General features: G+C 44.0%; 12 protein-coding genes. 4 read left to right on the top strand and 8 right to left on the bottom strand.

Features of this window, described 5'->3' with window-relative positions; genetic code table 11:
• Nucleotides 1–75: 75 nt before the first annotated feature.
• From V7R39_RS13015 to V7R39_RS12995, 5 genes are all read right to left on the bottom strand, one after another.
• Entirely contained in the window at nt 76–2,031 is a 1,956-nt protein-coding gene (locus V7R39_RS13015) for a methyl-accepting chemotaxis protein (RefSeq protein WP_334031193.1), read from the bottom strand.
• 396 nt (nt 2,032–2,427) lie between these two features.
• A complete protein-coding gene (locus tag V7R39_RS13010; RefSeq protein WP_334031191.1) occupies nt 2,428–5,547 on the bottom strand; it encodes an efflux RND transporter permease subunit in 3,120 nt (1,039 codons plus the stop codon).
• Nucleotides 5,548–5,558: 11 nt separating this feature from the next.
• Complete coding sequence (locus V7R39_RS13005; protein ID WP_334031190.1) at nt 5,559–6,878, bottom strand: efflux RND transporter periplasmic adaptor subunit; 1,320 nt, start codon at nt 6,876–6,878, stop codon at nt 5,559–5,561.
• Nucleotides 6,879–7,004: 126 nt separating this feature from the next.
• A complete protein-coding gene (locus V7R39_RS13000; RefSeq protein ID WP_334031189.1) occupies nt 7,005–7,394 on the bottom strand; it encodes a hypothetical protein in 390 nt (129 codons plus the stop codon).
• Nucleotides 7,395–7,558: 164 nt separating this feature from the next.
• Nucleotides 7,559–8,158 carry an FMN-dependent NADH-azoreductase gene (locus tag V7R39_RS12995; RefSeq protein ID WP_334031188.1) on the bottom strand — a complete coding sequence of 200 codons (600 nt, stop codon included), beginning with the start codon at nt 8,156–8,158 and terminating at the stop codon, nt 7,559–7,561.
• Nucleotides 8,159–8,501: 343 nt separating this feature from the next.
• Between V7R39_RS12995 and V7R39_RS12990 the strand changes: the two genes are divergently transcribed.
• Nucleotides 8,502–9,248 carry a pirin family protein gene (locus tag V7R39_RS12990; protein WP_334031186.1) on the top strand — a complete coding sequence of 249 codons (747 nt, stop codon included), beginning with the start codon at nt 8,502–8,504 and terminating at the stop codon, nt 9,246–9,248.
• Nucleotides 9,249–9,477: 229 nt separating this feature from the next.
• A complete protein-coding gene (locus V7R39_RS12985; protein ID WP_334031184.1) occupies nt 9,478–11,871 on the top strand; it encodes a fatty acid cis/trans isomerase in 2,394 nt (797 codons plus the stop codon).
• A gap of 112 nt (nt 11,872–11,983) precedes the next feature.
• Here the strand turns inward: V7R39_RS12985 and V7R39_RS12980 are convergent, their stop codons facing one another.
• The 3 genes from V7R39_RS12980 to V7R39_RS12970 all read right to left on the bottom strand — a co-directional run bounded on the left by V7R39_RS12980 (nt 11,984) and on the right by V7R39_RS12970 (nt 17,671).
• Nucleotides 11,984–13,186 carry a mechanosensitive ion channel family protein gene (locus V7R39_RS12980; protein WP_334031181.1) on the bottom strand — a complete coding sequence of 401 codons (1,203 nt, stop codon included), beginning with the start codon at nt 13,184–13,186 and terminating at the stop codon, nt 11,984–11,986.
• A gap of 91 nt (nt 13,187–13,277) precedes the next feature.
• Nucleotides 13,278–16,397: an efflux RND transporter permease subunit gene (locus V7R39_RS12975; protein WP_334031179.1), complete on the bottom strand. Its 3,120-nt coding sequence runs from the start codon at nt 16,395–16,397 to the stop codon at nt 13,278–13,280.
• Nucleotides 16,398–16,399: 2 nt separating this feature from the next.
• The gene (locus V7R39_RS12970; protein ID WP_334031178.1) at nt 16,400–17,671 is read right to left on the bottom strand and encodes an efflux RND transporter periplasmic adaptor subunit; all 1,272 of its coding nucleotides are present in this window, start codon (nt 17,669–17,671) and stop codon (nt 16,400–16,402) included.
• Between the two features lie 664 nt (nt 17,672–18,335).
• Here V7R39_RS12970 and V7R39_RS12965 point away from each other — a divergent pair.
• Nucleotides 18,336–19,517 (top strand): tyrosine-type recombinase/integrase, encoded by a 1,182-nt coding sequence (locus V7R39_RS12965; RefSeq protein WP_334031175.1) that lies wholly within the window; start codon nt 18,336–18,338, stop codon nt 19,515–19,517.
• Nucleotides 19,518–19,598: 81 nt separating this feature from the next.
• Entirely contained in the window at nt 19,599–19,805 is a 207-nt protein-coding gene (locus V7R39_RS17860; protein WP_373318497.1) for a helix-turn-helix transcriptional regulator, read from the top strand.
• The last annotated feature ends 873 nt before the right edge of the window (nt 19,806–20,678 follow it).

The following is a 20,678-nucleotide window of genomic DNA, read 5'->3' as shown; positions in this document are numbered from 1 at the left end:
CGTGATGCAATGCAAAAGGCAGACATAAACAATTGATTATAGTTATATATATCTATCGCTTGTTAGTGCCCCCTGCTACAGCTTAAACTGTCCAACTAGGTCGTTAAGATCATCAGATAACGACAGCAAGTTTTCGGCGTTATTCGATAAGCCCTGCGACGCTTTGCTTACCTCTGAGGTTGAAGCCTGCATTCCCACAATGTTTTTACTTATCTCTTCTGACACTTGGTATTGCTGTTCCGCCGCGGTAGCAATTTGCGTTATTTGATTCATAATTTGCTGCACCAGCAGCCCAATTTTCTCAAAGGTTTCGCTTGCCTCATTTGACTGCGTGGTAGCCTGCTCTGATTGTTCAAGACTTGTCGTCATTTTCGCTGATACAAATCGCGTGCGCTCTACAAGTTTGTTGAGCATGCTATCAATTTCTTCTGTTGCACCGTGTGAACGTTTTGCAAGGGTTCTAACTTCATCAGCGACCACAGCAAACCCTCTACCCTGTTCACCTGCTCTGGCCGACTCTATAGCGGCGTTTAGTGCTAATAAATTTGTTTGTTCAGCAATATCTCGAATGACATTAAGAATTTTATTGATATTGCCACTTTCGTTTTCAAGCTCATCAGTAGCCGATGATGCATCACGCATCAATGTCATCAATTGTTCAACCTGAACCACTGTATCTTTAATGATATTGCGGCCGTTTTGACTTGCATTATCAGTTTGCTCTGTCGCATCCTGAGTTGATACACAGCTTCTGGCTACCTCTTGCGCTGCCGCGGCCATTTGATTAGTCGCAGTAGCGGTGTGCTCTATTGATTGTTCCTGTTTTTCACTTGCTTGATTGAGCGACTCGGCTACCGCTTTAAAGTCTTGAGATGAGCTGTGCAGCGTTTGTGCTTGGACTTTAATTTGACTGATTAAATCGCCAATAGAGTTCATAAACTGGTTAAAGTAATTGGCAAGCTCACCAATTTCATCCCGTGTTTTAACGTCTAAACGCTGGGTTAAATCTCCTTTTCCGTCAGCGATACCTTTTAAGCTTCGACTAATATGCAAAATAGGCGCAACAATTTTATCGGCGAGCAGCACACCAAGCACACTGCACAGCACTAGCATTACAACAAGTACAATCATCATGGTGGTCACAATATTTCTTGCCGGTGCTTCAATGTCTGAACTTTCGATTACCCCAATAAATTGCCACTTCAAATTAGGAGAGCTGTATTTGGTAACCGTTACCTCACCATCTTTAGTATCGACCGAAAACGTGCTATCTCTTTGCGTTTGCAGTGCCTTGTACAACGCGAAATTTTGCAATTCGCTTACGTTTTTAAAGTTGTTGCTCTTATTACGTGGGTCAGCAAGCACAACACCATTATCGTCAACTAAGATGACGTATCCCGATTCACCAATTTTCACATCATTCACTAATCGCGTTAGCGTATCTAGGGTTACATCTATTGATTGAACGCCTATTACCTTGCCGCTGTTAGATTTTATCGTGGTGGCAATGGAAATCATCGGGCCGCCTGAAACGCCTTGATAAGGCGAAGTAATAATAGCCTCGCCACCCGCTTGCTTCGCCTGCTCGTACCAAGGGCGCTTGCGAGGGTCGTAATTGGTCATAGGTTCAGCAGGATATTGAATAAAGCCACCCGACTCTGTTCCCATGTAGACATTCAATAAATTGGGATGTTTTTCTCGAAACTGACCGTGAAACTCATAAATGTTTCTCTCTATATCTGAGTTGTTCAGAGGCGTCATGTCCGCTGAGCGGTTTATGTAGTTAGTAATTGAGGTATTTGCCGCGGACTTTACTCTCACGTCGTCAGAAAGGTAGCGAACGTGCTCTTTCATTCCCTCAAAAAATAGTTCAAATGCATTATCTATTTGTTTTATTTCTTGAGATGCACTGTTGACGAAGTAATTGCGAGATTGTGTAAAGGTTTGCACTGTCGTTGTTACTACTAAAACAATGATAGGAACGGTTACAGCGACTAAAAATGCAGTTATCAGCTTACTTCTTATTTTCATCTGCCACTTCTCTTTGCGTTGCGTTGTATTAAACAGGGTCACCAAGCAATGGTCACCACAGAATGCATGTAACAATAACCTTATCAGTAAAGACGGTTTATCGTAAGTATAGGTGAGGGTTTTGTGAAATTTCTGCTTAGGTTCTCGTTAATCTTACCGTTATCGCACTTAAAACTACAGATTGAAGCTGGGATTGACAATGGGATTGAAGCAAGGAATAACGCGGAGTTAAGGCGTTACGCCTCAAAGATATGTGGGCGGCACAGTTAAGAAGGCGGTAAATATAAGAAAGCGACGGGGCCCGCTAATATGCTAATAATAACGCGTGTTTTCATGCTATGTACGGCATAACACACCTGTTGAAGCCCCGTCTTTGGCGATGTCACTGAATTAACTTTACGCGTTTTTTCCTTTTACTAGCCCCTTCATGTCTCTACCGTACCCTCTAAAATAGTGTTTTATATCCTCGAGAATAAGGTAGTTTAGCGGCACAATAAATAAAGTGATCACGGTCGCGAACAGAATGCCAAAACCTAGGCTTACCGCCATTGGAATAAGAAACTGAGCTTGAGTAGACTTTTCAAATAGCAGCGGCATTAGCCCCGCGAAAGTCGTTAGTGATGTAAGTAATACAGGCCTAAAGCGTCTACCACCAGCATCAAAAACTGCTTTTTTAAGAGCGACTCCTTCGAGGCGCTTTTGATTTATATAATCTACCAACACTAATGAGTCGTTCACCACAACCCCCGACAGCGCGAGCATGCCCATAAAGCTTAAAAGCGTTAGGTCCATGCCCATGATCCAGTGACCAATTACCGCGCCAACAAGACCAAAAGGAATAACAGACATCACAATTATCGGCTGAGAATAGGACTTAAACGGAATGGCTAACAAAATATAAATCAGTATTGCCAGACCTGCTCCTCCTACCATTAGCCCTTGAGACGACTCTTCTTGGTCTCGTGCTTCACCTGCCATTTCAAAACTTACGCCAGGGTACTGACCTAGCTGCTCAGATAACCAATCGTTTAGTTCTGATTGCACCAGCGTTAAGTCACCGTTCTTTTTATCAAAATCTGCGGTAACCGATAGGGTTCTCTGCCTATCTACCCGCAAAATGCTGTCTGGGCTAAACCCTGGGATCACATCTGCCACTTGCCAAAGTGGCACTTCTTGGTTCGGCCCAATGCGGATCATCATTTGTTCGAGGGTTTCAATAGACTGTCTAGCTTGAAGTGGGTAACGCACCATCACGCGTACCTCTTCTCGTCCTCGCTGAATACGTTGAATTTCAAACCCAAACACCGCTTGTCTAACTTGCCTTGCCACCGTGTTTAAGTCTAATCCTAACAGTCGGGCTTCGGGTTTTAATTCAAGCTGAAGTTCTTCTTTACCATCTGACAACGAGTCTTCAATATCAAAAACAGCCGCATATTCACCCATTTTTGTTTTCAGCTTTTCCCCAAGCTCGTTAAGTGCATTGGTGTCTCTGCCTTTAAGCTCAACATCTACGGGCGAGCCGCCCCATCCACCAATTTCAGCGCGATAGTTAAGCTGTTCTGCACCAGCAATTTGACCAACACGTTTGCGCCATTCGTTAACCACCTCTCGCGTAGATACGTCTACCGTGCGTTTTTCAGGCGGCACCAAATCAATTTGCACTCTACCTGTGGTTGAATTTCTTCCACCACTCACGGAGTAAATATTTCGAATGACTGACTCGCCAGTATCTTCATCAAGATACTCCTCGCGAAGTGCTTGAGCGTGACCCGTGATAGATTTTACGATGCGATCCGTGCTTTCAAATGCCGTTCCTGCAGGCATCACTAAAGTAGCAGTTGCCACCTCACTTTGAACTCTTGGAAAGAAAACAAACTTGGTTTGCCCACTGGCGATAGAGCCTATAATAATTACCAGCACTGCAAACATGAGTACCCACGATGCATAGCGCCACTGCATTGCGCGCGCTAATACAGGTTGATACGCTCGTTCAATAAGCACTTCTAAAGAGCGAGCAACCTTCTTCTGAATTTCTGACAGTTTTGAGGCAGGTTTGTCGCCACGGGGTTTCACATGCTTTAAGTGAGCGGGCAAAATAAATTTCGATTCAATTAAAGAAAACAGCAATACAGGGATGATTACAAACGGAATTGCCGCATACCAACTTCCCCTGCCTGTTTGAAACGCGAGTGGTAAGAAAGCCGCCGCGGTAGTCAAAATACCAAACGTAACCGGTACCGCGACTTCTTGCGTGCCTTTAATGGCCGCATCGAGAGGGTTTTCACCCCGTTCTAAGTGGGCGTAAACATTTTCACCGGTAACAATGGCATCGTCCACCACTATGCCCAGCACCAGAATAAAGGCGAATAGACTCATTAAGTTAAGGGTAACATCGAAAACAGGCATCAGTAAGAATGCCCCCATAAAACTCATTGGGATGCCTAAACACACCCAAAACGCTACCGATGGACGTAAAAATAGGGCAAGTAAGGTAATCACCAATAGCGCTCCCTGCCATGCACTAGTCGATAACGTAGCAAGGCGAGCCTTAATTGGCTCGCTTCTGTCTCGCCAAAAATCTAAACTTAACCCTTCGGGCATTTGAGATTGTTTTGCTACTACGTAATCTTTTACCGCTTGGGTAACTTCAATAATACTTTCATCACCGGTGCGAAACACCTCTACTTCCACAGCTGGCATGCCGTTAAACCGTGTTTTAAGGGGCGTCTCTTCAAAGGCATCGACAATATTAGCCAGGTCACCCAGCTTTATCATTGTACCGTCTTGCGTGGTGACTATAGGAATATTTGCATATTCATCAGCGTTATAGGCTTGGCCTCTGCTACGTATGAAAATATCACCGCCTTCGGTCTTTAGGTTACCTGCTGACACATCGGTTGCGTTTTGACGAATAACGGTAGCAACCTGCTCTAAGGTTAAGTCGTACTTTCTAAGCACCAACTCTTGAATTTCAATAGAAATTTCAAAGGGAAGCGTTCCCCCCACCTCAACTTGAGAGATTTCGTTTATGGCTGCCAATTCATCGCGCACTGTGTCTGCTAATCGGCGCAGCGTTATGGGGTCGTAATCGCCATATAGCACTACACCAATGGCGTCTCGTCGCCATTGGGGCACCTGAATAAGTAAATTCTCAGCATCAACCGGAAAATTATTGATGGCGTCCACTTTTATTTTTACATCATCAAGCATTTCCCTAACGTTATACCCTTCCTCAACTTCGATAGTGACAGATGCACTACCCTCACTGCTTGATGAATTAAGTTCTCGTATTCCCTCTAGGTCTTGAACCGCCTCTTCAATACGTATGGTGATCCCTTCCTCTACTTCCTGAGGCGATGCGCCAGGCAGAGACATAGTAACGCGCACGCTGCGCTGTTCAAATTCGGGAAACAAATCAACAGGGATATGGTTTGATACGACATATAGCCCTGAGATAAAAATGACGGCAAGTAAAATATTAGCCGCCACATCATTTTTAGCAAACCATGCAATCATGTTGGCAACTCCTACTGTTGTTCAGTGTTTTTTGCACTGTCAGCAGTCTTTGCCTGAAGCGATTTTTTAGCTGACGATGTCTCTGGCAAGCTATCGGCCAGTGACTTCACCTTAGTGCCATCGGGAATGTTGGCCGTGGGGGTAAGAATTAGCTGATCGTTTGGCGTTAACACATTGCTCGCATTGCCAGTAACTTGAGAATTGGTGGCAGAAACAATCACGTTTTTATCGTCGGTCCATAATGGAGTGATGGGCCTTTTTCTTAACACACCTTCATCCACCACACTTACCATATTGTTCTGAGACACAGCTTGGCGAGGAATAACGAACACATCATTGAGTTTCTGCCCTTCGATACGAGCACTCAAAAATTGACCTACTCGCAGAGCTGGTCTTTGCTGAGTCCCTTGAAAAGGGGCTTCTACCTGAGCCACAAGAAATAACATACGGGTGGTAGGGTCGAAAGCGCCTTCACTTCGCACAATCTCGCCTTCCCATTGATAGGTTTTAGTGCCTAAGTCGCCATATAGTCTTACGCGGGGATTTTGAGCAGAGCCAGAACCGTTTTCACCTAGGTAAAAGTATTCTAGCTCTGCGGTTTTAATGGGAAGCCTAACTTCAACAACGTCGGTACTGTAGATAGACGCGATAGTTTGTGATGGAGTCACAACTTGTCCAACATCAATTGACTGACTTAGCACCATGCCATCGAAAGGCGCTTTTATAACGGTTCGCTCAAGATTTAGCTGGGCGCCCATTAGTCTTGCCTCTGCTGCGCGAAGCGCCGCTTGTGCAGCAGCAACCTGAGGTTTGCGCAACGCCAAAAGTTTAGCGGCCTCACCTTTAGGCTGCTTGTTCCATTGTTGCGCTGAAAAGTCGGCTTCAGCCAGTTCTTGCAAGTAGCTTACGTTAGCCTCTGCAACCGCAGATTTTGCAATATCCACTTCAATGCGAAAGTCTCTGTCTTCTAATCGAACAAGAACATCACCTTTTTTAAATGACGCCCCAGCTCGAATATTAGGGGCAACCGATACCACGCGACCGGAGACATCGGCTACAAGTTCGGTTTGTGTGAGCGGTTGGGCCGTACCGTAAGACTCTATCCATACCTCGTAGTTATCGATAGTAAGATCCATGACATCAACGGCGACGGTGGGAGCAGCTTGACTTCCTCCCCACTTCCTTGCCTCTGGCTTACTGGAAAACATCACTTTCACTATTAGCGCAGCGATGATGAGGATAACGATAGAGACAATAATATGAGCTACCCAAGGTGCTTTTTTGTTATAGGGCGTCTGTTGATTTTTGTTGTTATTATCGGTGTTAACCATATTTTTACTCCGCGCAGCACGCGCACTTCATCAGTTTTCTGAGACATAGAATACGGCGTTTTAAAAATTTAGGACTGCTATAAGCGATAAAAAGACGAAAAAGAAGGTTTAACACAAAATAAACATTTAGCGAGATGATAAGCGTGTCTGCGAAAGCCAGTGTTGAATTTTTGCCTCGTCTTTATCAATCATAAACGGCATGGTGAGATTTGAAGGCCTATGCGGTGAACCTGCGTAAACAAATATACTGTTTTCGACAATACCCACCGCGTTGCAGCCGGCCTCCTGAAAAGCAAAGTATCCCGCCATCATTTCGCCAATCGCATCATGAGTAATGCCCGCAGTTTCTGTAGGGCGCTGAAAAAGCACCCATGCATTTAACGATGCGGTTAATGAAAGAATGTCGAGGGTGAGTTTTCGAACGCCACTTAAATTGAACCCATCGGCATAATCGCAATATACCGTTTCCCCCTGCAAAGACAGTGAATAATTTCCGTGTGCATTATCTAGGAACATGCTCTGTCGAACCATAACGTTTGAGATGACCACTCCACTTAGACTAAAGTATATTGCCAGAAAATTGAGAATGGCAACTTAATTGAAGATAGGATGTTTCATATAACAGTAAACGAATGACCAAGAGGCCATTCGTTTACCTGCATTAACGCTAGAATGAATACCTATACACTAAACTCGTTGACAGCCTGTTCAGCTGCTTTCATTCGCGCTTCACCGTCTGGCATGGCTAGGCCCTCAGCATAGATAAAAGAAACATCAGTAAGGCCAATCAAAGCGAAGAAATCTTTTAGATACTGAGACTGGGTGTCTTTTTGTGTACCTTGATAAATACCGCCTCGCGCGGCAACAACAATTATCTTCTTGTTTTCCAGCAATCCGACGGGGCCGTTTTCAGTGTACTGAAAGGTAACGCCAGCACGCGCTATGCGATCGACCCAGGCTTTAAATGTAGAGGGCACGCCAAAATTGTACATAGGCATGGCAATAACAACAGTGTCGCTGCTTTTTAACTCATTAATTAACGTATCTGATAAAGTGGCGAGTTCATCTTCGCTCTTATTAGCCCATGAAGCCATTTCAGCTTGCGTTAAATGAGGTAGATCATCAGCAGCAAGGTCTCTTTCTATCACCGTTACGCCATTATCTGATTGGCTATTTTGTTCAGATTGGGATTTGATTCTTTCTACCAGCGCGTTAGCTAAGATAGATGAATTTCCTTGGTCACCATTAAGTGACGATTTCAATAATAAAATAGTGTTCATTCGTTTTCTCCTTCGATATAGGTTTGGCTGACTTAGTTAAACATCACAAATGCTAAGCCGAAGTATTGAATGAAAGCGCAACAAAATAAATATGTTAAAAACGCATCATTCATTCCAATAAAACGAATTAAGATAAAACACGCCATGTTCACTACTTTGTTATGTAGTGAGCACTACGTCACATTATCAAAAGAACCCACAGAAGTGTAAAAATATAACGGCCGTTAATAACCGACTCGCAATACATTCTAATAAAAAGAATGAAACAACCTTTTTAAAGCCATTTTTTAAATCCATCGTTTGGACTAGAGTGACCTTATTGAAATGAAGTGAGGACATTCAAATGATTTATATTAGAAAAGCAGACGAACGAGGCGACGTGAACTTAGGCTGGTTACAAAGTAAGCATAGCTTTTCATTTGGACATTACTATGATGCACAGCATATGGGTATTTCGGCGTTACGGGTGATTAATGAAGATGAAGTCATGCCGGGGCAAGGGTTTGGCACTCATGGGCACCGAGACATGGAAATAGTGTCTTACGTTATTGAAGGCGCGCTAAAACATGAAGACAGTAGCGGCAATAAATATGTGGTGCCTGCAGGCGATATTCAGCGCATGAGCGCAGGTCGAGGCGTTACCCACTCAGAGTTTAATGCTTCAAAAAATGAGAAAGTAAAGTTTCTACAAATCTGGATCTTACCGGATAAAAAAGGCATTGAGCCAAGCTACGAACAAAACGCAGTGGCACAAAAAGGTGCGCTTACTCCTTTAGTTACTCCCAAAGGCAGCGATGGCACCCTATCAATAAATCAAGATGCCAGTATCTCTAGGCTAATGTTAGATGAGGGAGAGAGTTATAGCTTAAGCACCGCGAATCGAACGGGCTATTTGCACATTGTCAGTGGTGACGCTGAAGTAAATAGTACTGATAAAGAGGGCGCTGATAGTAATAGCATAAGCGCAGAGGCATTTGATGTTCATACTTTCAGTGATGGAGATGCCTTTGCTGTTGGCGCAAATGAGCGAGTTCAGATACAAGCAAACAGCCCCATTGAGGCGCTTTGGTTTGACTTACCCCCTGCTTAGATCAAATGATAGAAAAATATCTATGAAACGGGAGAGATGGCCCCCTTTTTGCGATTGCACACGCACATTTCTCCTCTTTTCTACCACCTGCCCTCGGGCTGCTGTATAGTTGGTAATAAAGGCAGTACAAAATTGCGTGTACGCATGATTACCGAGCCGTAACATTCAGGTAATCACTACCCACTAAAAGTACAGCCATCTACAAAATAAAGTTAAAGAGAGTTTTTGCATGAGTAAATGGACCATCTCCATTTGGTGTATCGTTGTGCTATTAGTTGGGTCAGGCATTTATCATTTTTTCCAAACGCCCATCAAAGCTAAGTCGCTACCTGTATCAGTGCCGCGTACAAGTGAAGTGGTTAATTATCACGACGACGTAAAGCCTGTGTTAGCCAAGCGCTGTGTGGTTTGCCATGCTTGTTATGATGCACCTTGCCAACTCAAAATGGGCTCTTATTCCGGTATTGAACGAGGCGCGAGCAAAGAGCGGGTTTACGATGGTGAAAGGCTCATAGAAGCCAACTTAACTCGACTATTCGAAGACGGCCATACGCTAGCCCAATGGCGAGACAAGAACTTTTTCGCAGTTAATTCTGATACGCCCCAAACAAGCACAAATGGCTTGTCATCCGCAGATTACCAAACCGCGGCCAATGAAAACTTATCATCAAGCGTTATTGCCCACCTGCTGCAATTAAAACAAGATACGCCGGTAAAAACAGCCAGCGAGACACCGGCGCTTCTCAGTAAAGAAGATTACCCGTTGAATATCAACAGAGCATATCAATGCCCTACCATCGACGATATCAATGACTACAAAGAGGATTACCCATTATGGGGAATGCCATATGCACTGCCAGCATTAGACAAAAAAGAAAACGCGCTCATTCTCAATTGGATTGCTCAAGGCGGCAAAGGCAGTGATGACGTTGTTATCACAGAAGAAAATCAGCAGCAGATTATGGCGTGGGAAGCCTTTTTAAACGGCGACAGTTTAAAGTCTCAATTAATGAGCCGTTATTTATTTGAACATCTCTTTCTTGTGCACCTGCATTTTGACGAGCAGCAACCTCAACAGTTTTTCAAGCTGGTTCGCTCAGCCACACCCCCGGGACAACCCATTAAAAGTATTCATACCCGTCGGCCCTTCGACAGCCCTGGCGTAGAGCGGGTGTATTACAGAATAGTGCCGCTAAAACAAACGCGAGTGCACAAGTCGCATATGCCAGTATTACTTACCAGCGATCGCATGGACAAATACGAAGACTGGTTTTTAAACGACGATTATGAAGTTACCTCAATGCCGTCGTATAAGCCTGAAGAGGCCTCTAACCCCTTTATTACATTTGCCAATTTGCCAATAAACGCTAGATACAACTATATGCTTGATGAGGCGCAAAATACCATCATGCAATTTATCAAAGGCCCAGTGTGCCGCGGGCAAATGGCGCTAAACGTGATAAACGATCATTTTTGGGTTGTTTTTTCTGAGCCAGATTTAGATTTGGTTCAAAATAACGGCGAATTTATACAACAAGCACTTCAAAATATTGAGCTGCCTGCTGAAGAGCAAAGCAATGCCCTACCCACAGCATGGATGAACTATGCCGCGATGGAGCGTGAATATTTAAACGCGAAATCTGAATTCATCAATACTAAAATAAAAGACAAGTTAAGCATCGATCTTGATTTACTGTGGAACGGTGATGGCGAGAATGAAAATATGGCGTTAACTATCTTTAGGCATAATGATGCCGCAAGCGTAGTTAAAGGGCTTGTTGGAGATACGCCACAAACAGCGTGGGTATTAACTTACCCACTATTTGAGCGCATTCACTATTTATTAGTTGCGGGTTACGACGTGTACGGCAACGTTGGCCACCAGCTTAACAGTAGAATGTATATGGACTTTTTGCGTATGGAAGGCGAATTCAACTTTTTAGCGTTACTACCAAGTGAAACCAGAGACAAGATTAGAAACAAATGGTATCGCGGCTCGGTAAGCGAAGTTGAAGAATTTGTGTATAAAGGCAATACATCAAAGATAGAAACTAATATTGAGTACAAAACCGACAACCCTTATCAAGAATTACTCGATTCTATGAAGCGTAAATTCACTGGCACAATCAGCGAGCGACATTACCTAAATAACGGGTTTAAAGAAAAAGAGGCTATCGCTAGCTTTAACACCATAAACTCGCTTAAGGGCAAAAATATTTCGCTTCTTCCTGAGTCCACCATAGTGCGGGTTTATGACAAATCAAGCGATGAACAACACTTTTACACTATGCTGCGACACAGCGCCCACACCAATATTTCGCATTTGTTTAATGAGGAAGACAGGCGTTTACCAGAAGAAGACACCGTCACTATCGCCAGTGGATTTATGACCTCTCACCCAAATGCGTTTTTGCAGGTAGAAATATCCGAGCTACAAGACCTCGCCTCGCGCATCAATAAAATGGGGTCAGAACCGGATTATGCAGCTTTGCTAGACACCTACGGCGTAAGACGCACAAACCCAAAATTCTGGGACTATGCTGACAACATGCACAGCTATTTTAAAAACACCTACCCTACTGAATTTGGCTATTTAGACTTCAATCGGTTAGAAAATAGATAAAAAACCTGCTGGGTGATGACCTCTCACAGCAGGTTTATTGAAAGTGATTAGTCATAGAAGGCGCCAAGGTTTGGCGCTTTTTTAGTTGATTTCCTGCTACCGCTGTAACTACTTAAAGAATATTCTCGCCCCCCTCTGGATCTCTAGAGTTACGTGCTTGTTCTCTAATTTCATGAGCTTCAGACGCTACATCATCATCTGAGAAACGACTATTTTGTTTCACGTTATGATTATGTTTGGCTTGATTAGCGCTAGAACGTGATGCTTCACCCTCACTGTTATTTGAAGCATCATTAACCTGACTCACTTTTTCATCTCCACCAGCCTCACTTTGATTTGACGCGGTTTCAACCCGAAGGCCTTGTGGAAATATCCGTTCTCTTGCATCGTCAGGCATACTAATATTGGCATCTAAGAAAGCCGTGGTGATGTTGCGCATAAGCACAGACGACATTTTCAGCACGCTGGTTTTCTCTACATTTACCCAAAAATACACTTTCACATTGTAGCTAGAGGCACCAAGCGTATCGATAAGCGTTTGAGGCTCTGGATCGGTCAGTACGTTTTGCTGTTCGCCAATCACACTCTGCGCTATTTGTTGTGCTAGCTGAATATCAGCGTCGTACCCTACTCCAATAACAAAGTGTCCTCGCATTAGCGGGTTAGCCGTTAAGTTCTTTATCACACCTTTATAAATTGTCGCGTTAGGTATTTGAATGTGATTACCATCAAAATCTACCAATGTAGTGGCACGTGCCGTCACTTTTTGAATAATGCCCGTAAAATCATTTATCTGAACAATATCGCCTATGCGAAAAGGCCGCTGGATAGTGAGCAGTAAGCTTGAAATAAAGTTTTCTGCAATGTCTCTAAACGCAAAACCTAAAATAAGCCCTACGACACCCGTCCCACTGACAACCGCGATGGCAAAGCCCGTTAAACCCGCCAAAAACAAAAATAAGTAAATGCCAAGTAGCATAAGCACTAAGCTGATGCTTCGTTGAATAACAGAGCGCAGTAGAGGCGACGTTGTCGTTCGCGTCATAGGCTTTACAAGTAAGTTGGAAACATGAGGGGCTAAAAAGATAAAGACAGCCATCACAACAATGCCAAGGGCTAAACCAGGCAAGCGATAAACAAAGCTCTCCCAAAGCTGGGCTAAAAGCGATTGCGCATTAGATAGACTGGAAATAGCGCCTCCACCATCAGTGCTTTGCACCAATGAAGACGCTGTGAGTTGTAGCTTGTTAATTAATAAACTGCTACTTAATTCCGCACTGCTCGGCAGCATGGCGTTTGATGATAATACAAACATAACCTTAATCCTTGGTGTGCGCCCTCATGTTGAATAAAGGCGCTTTAGTTAATCCTGTAATACCAGTGTGCCTTTGATGGTTGATACAGTTCTAGCTGGCCTTTTCAGTATTACCGTTAGACCCTTTACCAATGCGACGTACCCACACAAACAAAAACGGAGCAAAGAACACAACGCACACTGTGGTCATGGTTATCCCGCCAAGTACGCCTATGCTAATTGCATTTTGTGCACCTGAGCCCGGGCCAGAGGCAAACGCTAGTGGCATTACGCCTAAAATGAACGTAAGCGATGTCATAATAATGGGGCGAAAACGCTGACTTGCGGCGTTTATGGCAGCGTCGTAAGCGCTCATCCCTTGGCCGTAGTTGCGCTGTGCAAACTCCACAATCAAGATAGCATTTTTAGCCGCTAAACCAATGGTCATTAACAGCCCTACTTGAAAATACACATCGTTAGATTGACCCGTTAACCACGTTGCTAAAACGGCACCGCAAATACCTAATGGCACCACCAGTATAATAGCAACCGGGATCACCAAGCTTTCATACAAGGCCGCTAAAATCATAAACACCACCACTACGGTAATACTGTAAAGCAGCAACGTTTGACTACCGCTTTCTTTTTCTTCGTAAGACAACCCCGTCCACGCAATTTCAAAACCGTTATCGAGTGATTCTGCAATTCGCTCTAATTCTTTTAGCGCTTCGCCCGAACTCACTCCAGGTGGCGTCGAGCCCTGAATTTCTCTTGCAGACCCGCCATTGAAGCGCGTTAACTTAGACGGGCCGTAAGACCACTTCCCCTCTGCTATTTGACTAAGCTGTACCATGCCATCGCTACTGTTGCGCAAATACCAATTATCGATATCGGCAGGCAGCATTCGATATTCATTATCGGCCTGAACGTAAACCCGTTTAATGCGACCGCTATCGACAAAATCATTCACATAGCGACCGCCAAGGGCAACGCTTAACGTTTGATTTATAGTTGATATAGGAACCCCTAGCGCTAGCGCCTTTGGCGTATCTATATCTAAGCTGTATTGAGGGTTGTCAGCAAGACCATTAAAGCGAACTTGAGAGAGTAGCGGGCTTTCGTTAGCAGCTTTTAATAATTGCTGAGTTGCCTGCTTCATTGCCTCGTGACCCGCTCCTTCGCGGTCAATCAGCTGTAGCTGAAAACCACTGGCATTACCTAACGCACTCACAGGCGGCGGTACCAGGGGAATAATCATGGCGTCTTTCACCGGAGCCAACGCCTTAGCGGCACGCTCTTTTATTTTAAAAACGCTGTTTTGTTCGCCACGCTTTTCCCAATCTTTCATTTGCACGAAAGCAATACCTACATTCTGCGCTTGCCCTGCAAAGCTAAAACCAGCGGCAGTAAATAAACCCCCTACTGCATCACCTGCTTCGTTGAGATAAAAGTCTTCAAGCTTGGCCATTTTTTCTCGCGTTTGCTGAAGCGTTGAGCCAGGCGGCCCAGACACCAAGGTAAACATTCGGCCTTGATCTTCCTCGGGTAAAAACGAGGTAGGAATTCGTCCGAAGATCCACATACTTCCTGCCACCAATACAATGAACACAGCAGGTAAAATTATTTTATTGTTCAGCAACTTTTCTAACAGGGAATTGTGACGATTTTTGATACTGTCGAAGCCAGTATTAAACCATTGCAGCACCTTACCGCTTTGTTTCTTGCCTCCAGATTGCAGCAACAGTGTGCAAAGGGCTGGCGATAAAGTTAGGGCAATGAACAGTGATATCCCCATTGCAACTGATATGGTAACAGCGAACTGCCTGTAAATAACGCCAACCGAGCCGCTAAATAGCGCCATGGGCAAAAACACCGCCCAAATGACTACCGTTGTACCCACCAGTGCGGAAGAAATTTCTGCCATCGCATTTTTTACCGCCTCTTTAGGCGACAGGCTTTCATCTTCCTCAAGCTTTCTTTCGGCGTTTTCGGTAACCACTATGGCGTCATCTACTAACATGCCAATGGCTAACACAAGGGCAAACATGGTAAGTACGTTAATGGAATAACCAAACAGCAATAAAAAGCTAAATGTACCAAGCAAAACAACAGGTATGGCAACAGCCGGAATTAAAGTAACTCTTAGCGTTTGCAAAAAGATGTAAATCACTAGCACCACTAACACCACCGCAATCACGAGGGTTTCAAGCACATTGAGAATAGACGCGCGGATAAAAGGTGACGTATCGACAGGGTAAGCAATACCCAAATCATCTGGAATGATGCTTTCAAATTCATCAATTCGTGCTTTCAACGCTTCTATTGTGGCAAGCGCATTAGCGGATGGCGCAAGCTCAATGGCGATACCCGACGCGGGCTTTCCGTTCCATCGACCAAGCACCCTGTAATTTTCTGCACCCACTTCAATACGAGCAACATCTCCCAACGTTAAGTTCGCACCGTTTAAATCTGAACGTAATAAAATAGCTTCAAACTCTTCAGGCGTGGATAACAGCGACTGAGCAGTAATAGTGGCATTAAGTTGTTGGCCTTCTACCGATGGGGCTCCGCCAATTTCACCCGTTGCTAACTGCACATTTTGTTGTTCAATGGCACTAGTGACATCGAGTGCGGTTACGTTGTAATTGTTCATGGCGTTAGGATTAAGCCATATGCGCATGGCGTTTTCAGGGCCGAAGGTTTGTATTTGCCCCACCCCATTCACCCGACTTAATGGCTCTTCAAGATTCGATACTAAAAAATCTGAAATCTCATTGCGGTTCATCTCGCCACTTTTTGAGAAAAAGCTGACCAGCAGCGCATAACTGCTGCCTGCCTTTTCTACTGCAATACCAAGCTGCTGCACAATGGGCGGTAACGCAGATTGCGCTTGGGATACTTTGTTCTGGGTTTGTACCTGCGCAATATCGGGGTCGGTACCTGGCTCAAAGGTTAAGGTAATTGACGCCGTACCGGCAGAAGAGCTTTGCGACTGAATGTAACGCAAGTTGTCGATACCCGTAAGGCTCTTCTCAATGACTTGAGTAACCGTAACCTCCATGGTTTTTGCCGATGCACCAGGGTAACTTGCGCTAATAGAAACTTTAGGTGGGGCAATATTTGGATACTGCTCTAGCGGAAGATTCATCACTGAAAAAGCGCCGCTTCCCATAATAAGAAGTGCGATTACAGCGGTAAAAATAGGGCGGTTGATGAAAAAGCGAGAAAACATAATTATTGCGCCTTCCCTGTCGGCTGTGCATTCTGGTCATCAGCGCTCTTATTGGTTTTTTGCTTAACTTCCTGTTTAGCTTTTTGATTAGTTTTTTGATTAGCTTCTCGGTCACCCTCCTGAGTCACTTTTTGCGGCTTAACACGTTGCCCGTCGGCTAATGTCATTGTGCCCTCAACAATTAGCCGCTCACCTTGCTTCAAGCCATTTTCAATAACCCATTTATTTTCAAACGCCGTGCCCGTGGTAACCTCTCGTTCGCGCGCTTTGTTGTCGGCGTCTATCACCCACACATGCTTTTTACCGTTCGCCCCAATTTTTACGCTTTTTTGCGGAACAATAATAACCGGGTCTGCAGCGCTGTCATTAATTGCACCGCGCACAAATAGCCCAGGTAAAAGAGCAGTTTCAGGGTTAGCAAACTCGGTGCGAACTTGAATAGTGCCTGTTTGATTATCAACCGCATAATCTGTGGCTATTATTTTGCCAACTTGGGGATACCGCTCTCCTGAGTTTAAAAATAAGCTTACAGATTGGTTCTGCGAAGTATCATTTTGCGAGCCTATCAACTGCCTATCGCTAGCAGAGACAGAGAAATCAATATAAACAGGGTCTAATTGACGAATGGTGACAAGGGTTTGTTCTTGCTGCTGCGACACCAGCGCGCCCTTAGTTACACTTGAAGGCCCTATGTAGCCAGTGATTGGTGCGTAAACCTTGGTATAAGCGAGGTTTATTTTCGCGCGCTTGAGCTGGGCTTCACTTTGCATTACCGCGGCTTTTGCTTGCATTAGCTCTGTTTGCGCATCTTCGAAAACTTGCTGACTTAACACGTCAGATTCGGCCAAGCTATCGTATCGCTCAACAACGGACTGGGCATTGTTCACTCTCGCTTGGGCGTTATTAAGGTCTGCTTGTGCAGAATCTACCTCGGCTTGGTAGCGATTAGGCTCAATTTGGTAAAGCTGGTCGCCCTCTTTAACTAACGCGCCCTCGGTAAACAAGCGAGACTGTATAATGCCGCTTATCTGGGGCCTTACTTGGGCGACTTGGTATGGTACTACTCTGCCTGGAATTTTAGTTAAGGTAGGAATTTGCTGCAAAGTGAGATCTACATACCCTACCGGCGTTGCAGGTTGTTTTTGCTTAGCGTTTCCACCATCTTGTTTCGATGAGGAAGACCTTTGAGATTGTGATAAGGCAGTATTTTTATCACTACAACCAGCAGCTACTAGCGCGGCGAACATCAATGCAATACTAATTTTTTTAATCATAATCCCTGCTCGTAAGTTCCATGGTGTTGAGTTTTTTTGGAATAAAGAAAGCAACTTATTCCCTCGGCCTTCGCCAGTGCGTGACATCAAGTGAGAGTAAAGCGAATGACGCAACAACGGTTTTAGAGAATGCTTGAATTGATAGTTGCTACGGCGAGCGAGCGCATTAAAGATCACCCAGCCGAACATATGATGTTTAATGGTGTTCGCTGCGACCAGCCCATATAGTTTTATAAGAATGCAACAAGATTTGGCTAGATTAGCCAAATGACATTTTATCAGAATAGCGCTTTCAAGCATTAGAGTCGCTCTGAGACGCAGTTCAATATGGTGCTTTAGTTTGCTTCAGAGTGAAAAATTTTAATGGCTGAACAGTGGAGATAGAAAGTACGTAATACTGCGGGGAGCAGAGAAGTTGGTCGGTGTGAGAGGATTTGAACCTCCGACCCCTGACACCCCATGACTACTACTGAGTGATAATATTGCTCGTTTCTTAGTCGAAAATAAATACCCTATGGCGCTGTCTATGAGAACTTTCCTGAATGTCAGCGTTTTCTTTTTTTAAATACTGTACATAATAACACCGTGTTGATTCATACAGTGTCACGCATTCGTGTACACCGAATGAGTACACATTATTTTAATAAATTAGAAGGTGATTATTATGATCGTAAACAATTTAACACTACCGACTATCTACAAGCGAGAAAAGAAAAACCCAAGTGGGAAACGTTTTGAATTAACGTTTGGCGATGGGCTGGGATTAAGAGTTTCAAAAAAAGGCATATTCACTTGGCAATGTCGTTTTCGTTTAGACGGACGACAACATCGCATTGATTTGGGGCGATACCCCGAATTAAGCGTCAGTCGAGCTCTAGCTGAACATAAGGCTTTTAAAGAAAATATAGCTGAAGGCATTGATCCTCGAGAAGATGTGCCGGATGACATCAAAACAGTCGGTGGTCTTTGCAATTATTGGTATCAAGAATACGCCGAGGAGCAGCGAAAAAGACCCGAAATCGCACGTCGCTCTCTCGACGTTGATATCATACCCGAATTAGGTCACAAGACTTTACTGGGCATAAGGTCGATAGATGTACATCGTTTTTTGCGAAAAATTGTCAAACGCGGGTCAAAAACGCAAGCACTAAAAACACTCAGCTTGCTTAAGCAGATATTTCGGTTCGGTGAAAGCCTTGGGCTAGTTCACTCCAGTCCGGCTGCGTCGATCAAGAAGCGTGACATATGTGATGTGCCACAGTCTAAAAAACGTTGCCTCGACGATGAAGAAATCGCATGTTTACTCAAGAAACTCAACGAAGGACTGTTATCTGAGCAATTTTCATTAGCGACTAAGATTTTACTTTTCACAGGACAACGTCGAAGCGAAATAACATTAGCTGAGTGGAAAGAGATTGATCTATACGAGGGTAAATGGTTCATCCCAGCGCCTAAAAATAAATCTAACAGGGACCATGTCGTTTATTTAAGCCCTTCTGTTATCGAGTTTTTTCACAGGTTGAAGCAATTAAGTGATGATTCCATCTGGGTTTTGCCTGCGCCAAGTGATAAAGAGCAACACATATCAGAAAGAGCTCTAACGCGAGCCATAAACCGAAAACAGCATCAATTTGGTTTGCCAAAGTGGCGGCCGCACGATCTCCGTAGAACTTTCGTTACCGGCGTGAACGACCTAGGTACTCCTCTTCAGGTGACAGAGAAGATAGTCAATCACACTCTTGAAGGAATGCTCAAAATTTACGACAGAGGTAATTACGACGAGCAGCGCTTGGAAGCGATGTTCAAGTGGGATGAACACCTGAATGAACTGATGAAAAATGGGTAACTGAGTAATCATTCGCCAACGTAAGGAGCATTATATTGCAATCTAAGATAATCAAATTTAAATTAAAAGGCAGTAACATTTATGAAAAAACAAATAATCACTACGATTCGATCTGATGAGCTAAGAAACATATTGGGGATCAGCAAGAGTACTTACTACCGGATGATCAAAACTGGACGCCTTCCAAAGCCAAATCCAGTTTCAGATCGCATCAGAGTTTTCGATGTGGAAGAGGTAGAAGAGACTCTCGGTTTTACTCTAACCAGCTCCTGTTCAAAAGCTCATTAGTGAAAAGCGAGTGGCGGAGACTACACAACAACACACTCGTTTTTTAATTTATTCAACTGAATCAAATCAAGCTTCAGGTCACAAACAGTTAACCACTGCACTACTGGCTTAGTCTATATTTACCCAAATGACTTTCAGAATTTACCCCGCAACCTCTCTGAATGCAGTAGAAACAAACCTATTGGTATCGTATTGCTGGCAATGTGTCCAGAACTCAGCGTTAATATCCTTTTGCTAGTATATTGCTAGCAATGTGATCACAACTCGGCAGTAATATCCCCTTGCTAGTATATTGCTAGCAATGTAATCACAACTCAGCATTAATAGCCTATCACTACTATATTGCTAGCAATGTGATCAACAGTGATCACAACTCAGCGTTAATATCCTCTTGCTAGTATATTGCTAGCAATGTGATCACAACTCAGCAGTAATATTCCATCACTATTATATTGCTAGCGACGTGATCACAACTCAGCAGTAATATCCCCTTGCTAGTATATTGCTAGCAATGTGACCACAACTCAGCGGCAATATCCTCTTGCTAGTATATTGCTAGCAACGTAATCACAACTCAGCAGTAATATCCCCTTGCTAGTATATTGCTAGCAATGTGATCACAATCTAACGGAATATCATATCGCTAGTGTATTACTAGCAATGTGATCACAATCTAACGGCAATAGCCTATCGCTAGTGTATTGCTAGCAATGTGATCAGAATCTAATGGCAATAGTCTGTCGCTAGTGTTTTGCTAACAACTCAATGGCAAAAGTCTTTTGCGGTCATGAAATCGTTGCTGTTGTGCCGATTCATAAGTCTCAAAAGTATTTTGAGCATGTTCAAAAATAAATACTTAATATTTTGAACATG

The organism is Alteromonas sp. P256 (assembly GCF_036864455.1).
Lineage (GTDB): Bacteria > Pseudomonadota > Gammaproteobacteria > Enterobacterales > Alteromonadaceae > Alteromonas.
This window is presented reverse-complemented; position numbering and strand designations above follow the sequence as displayed.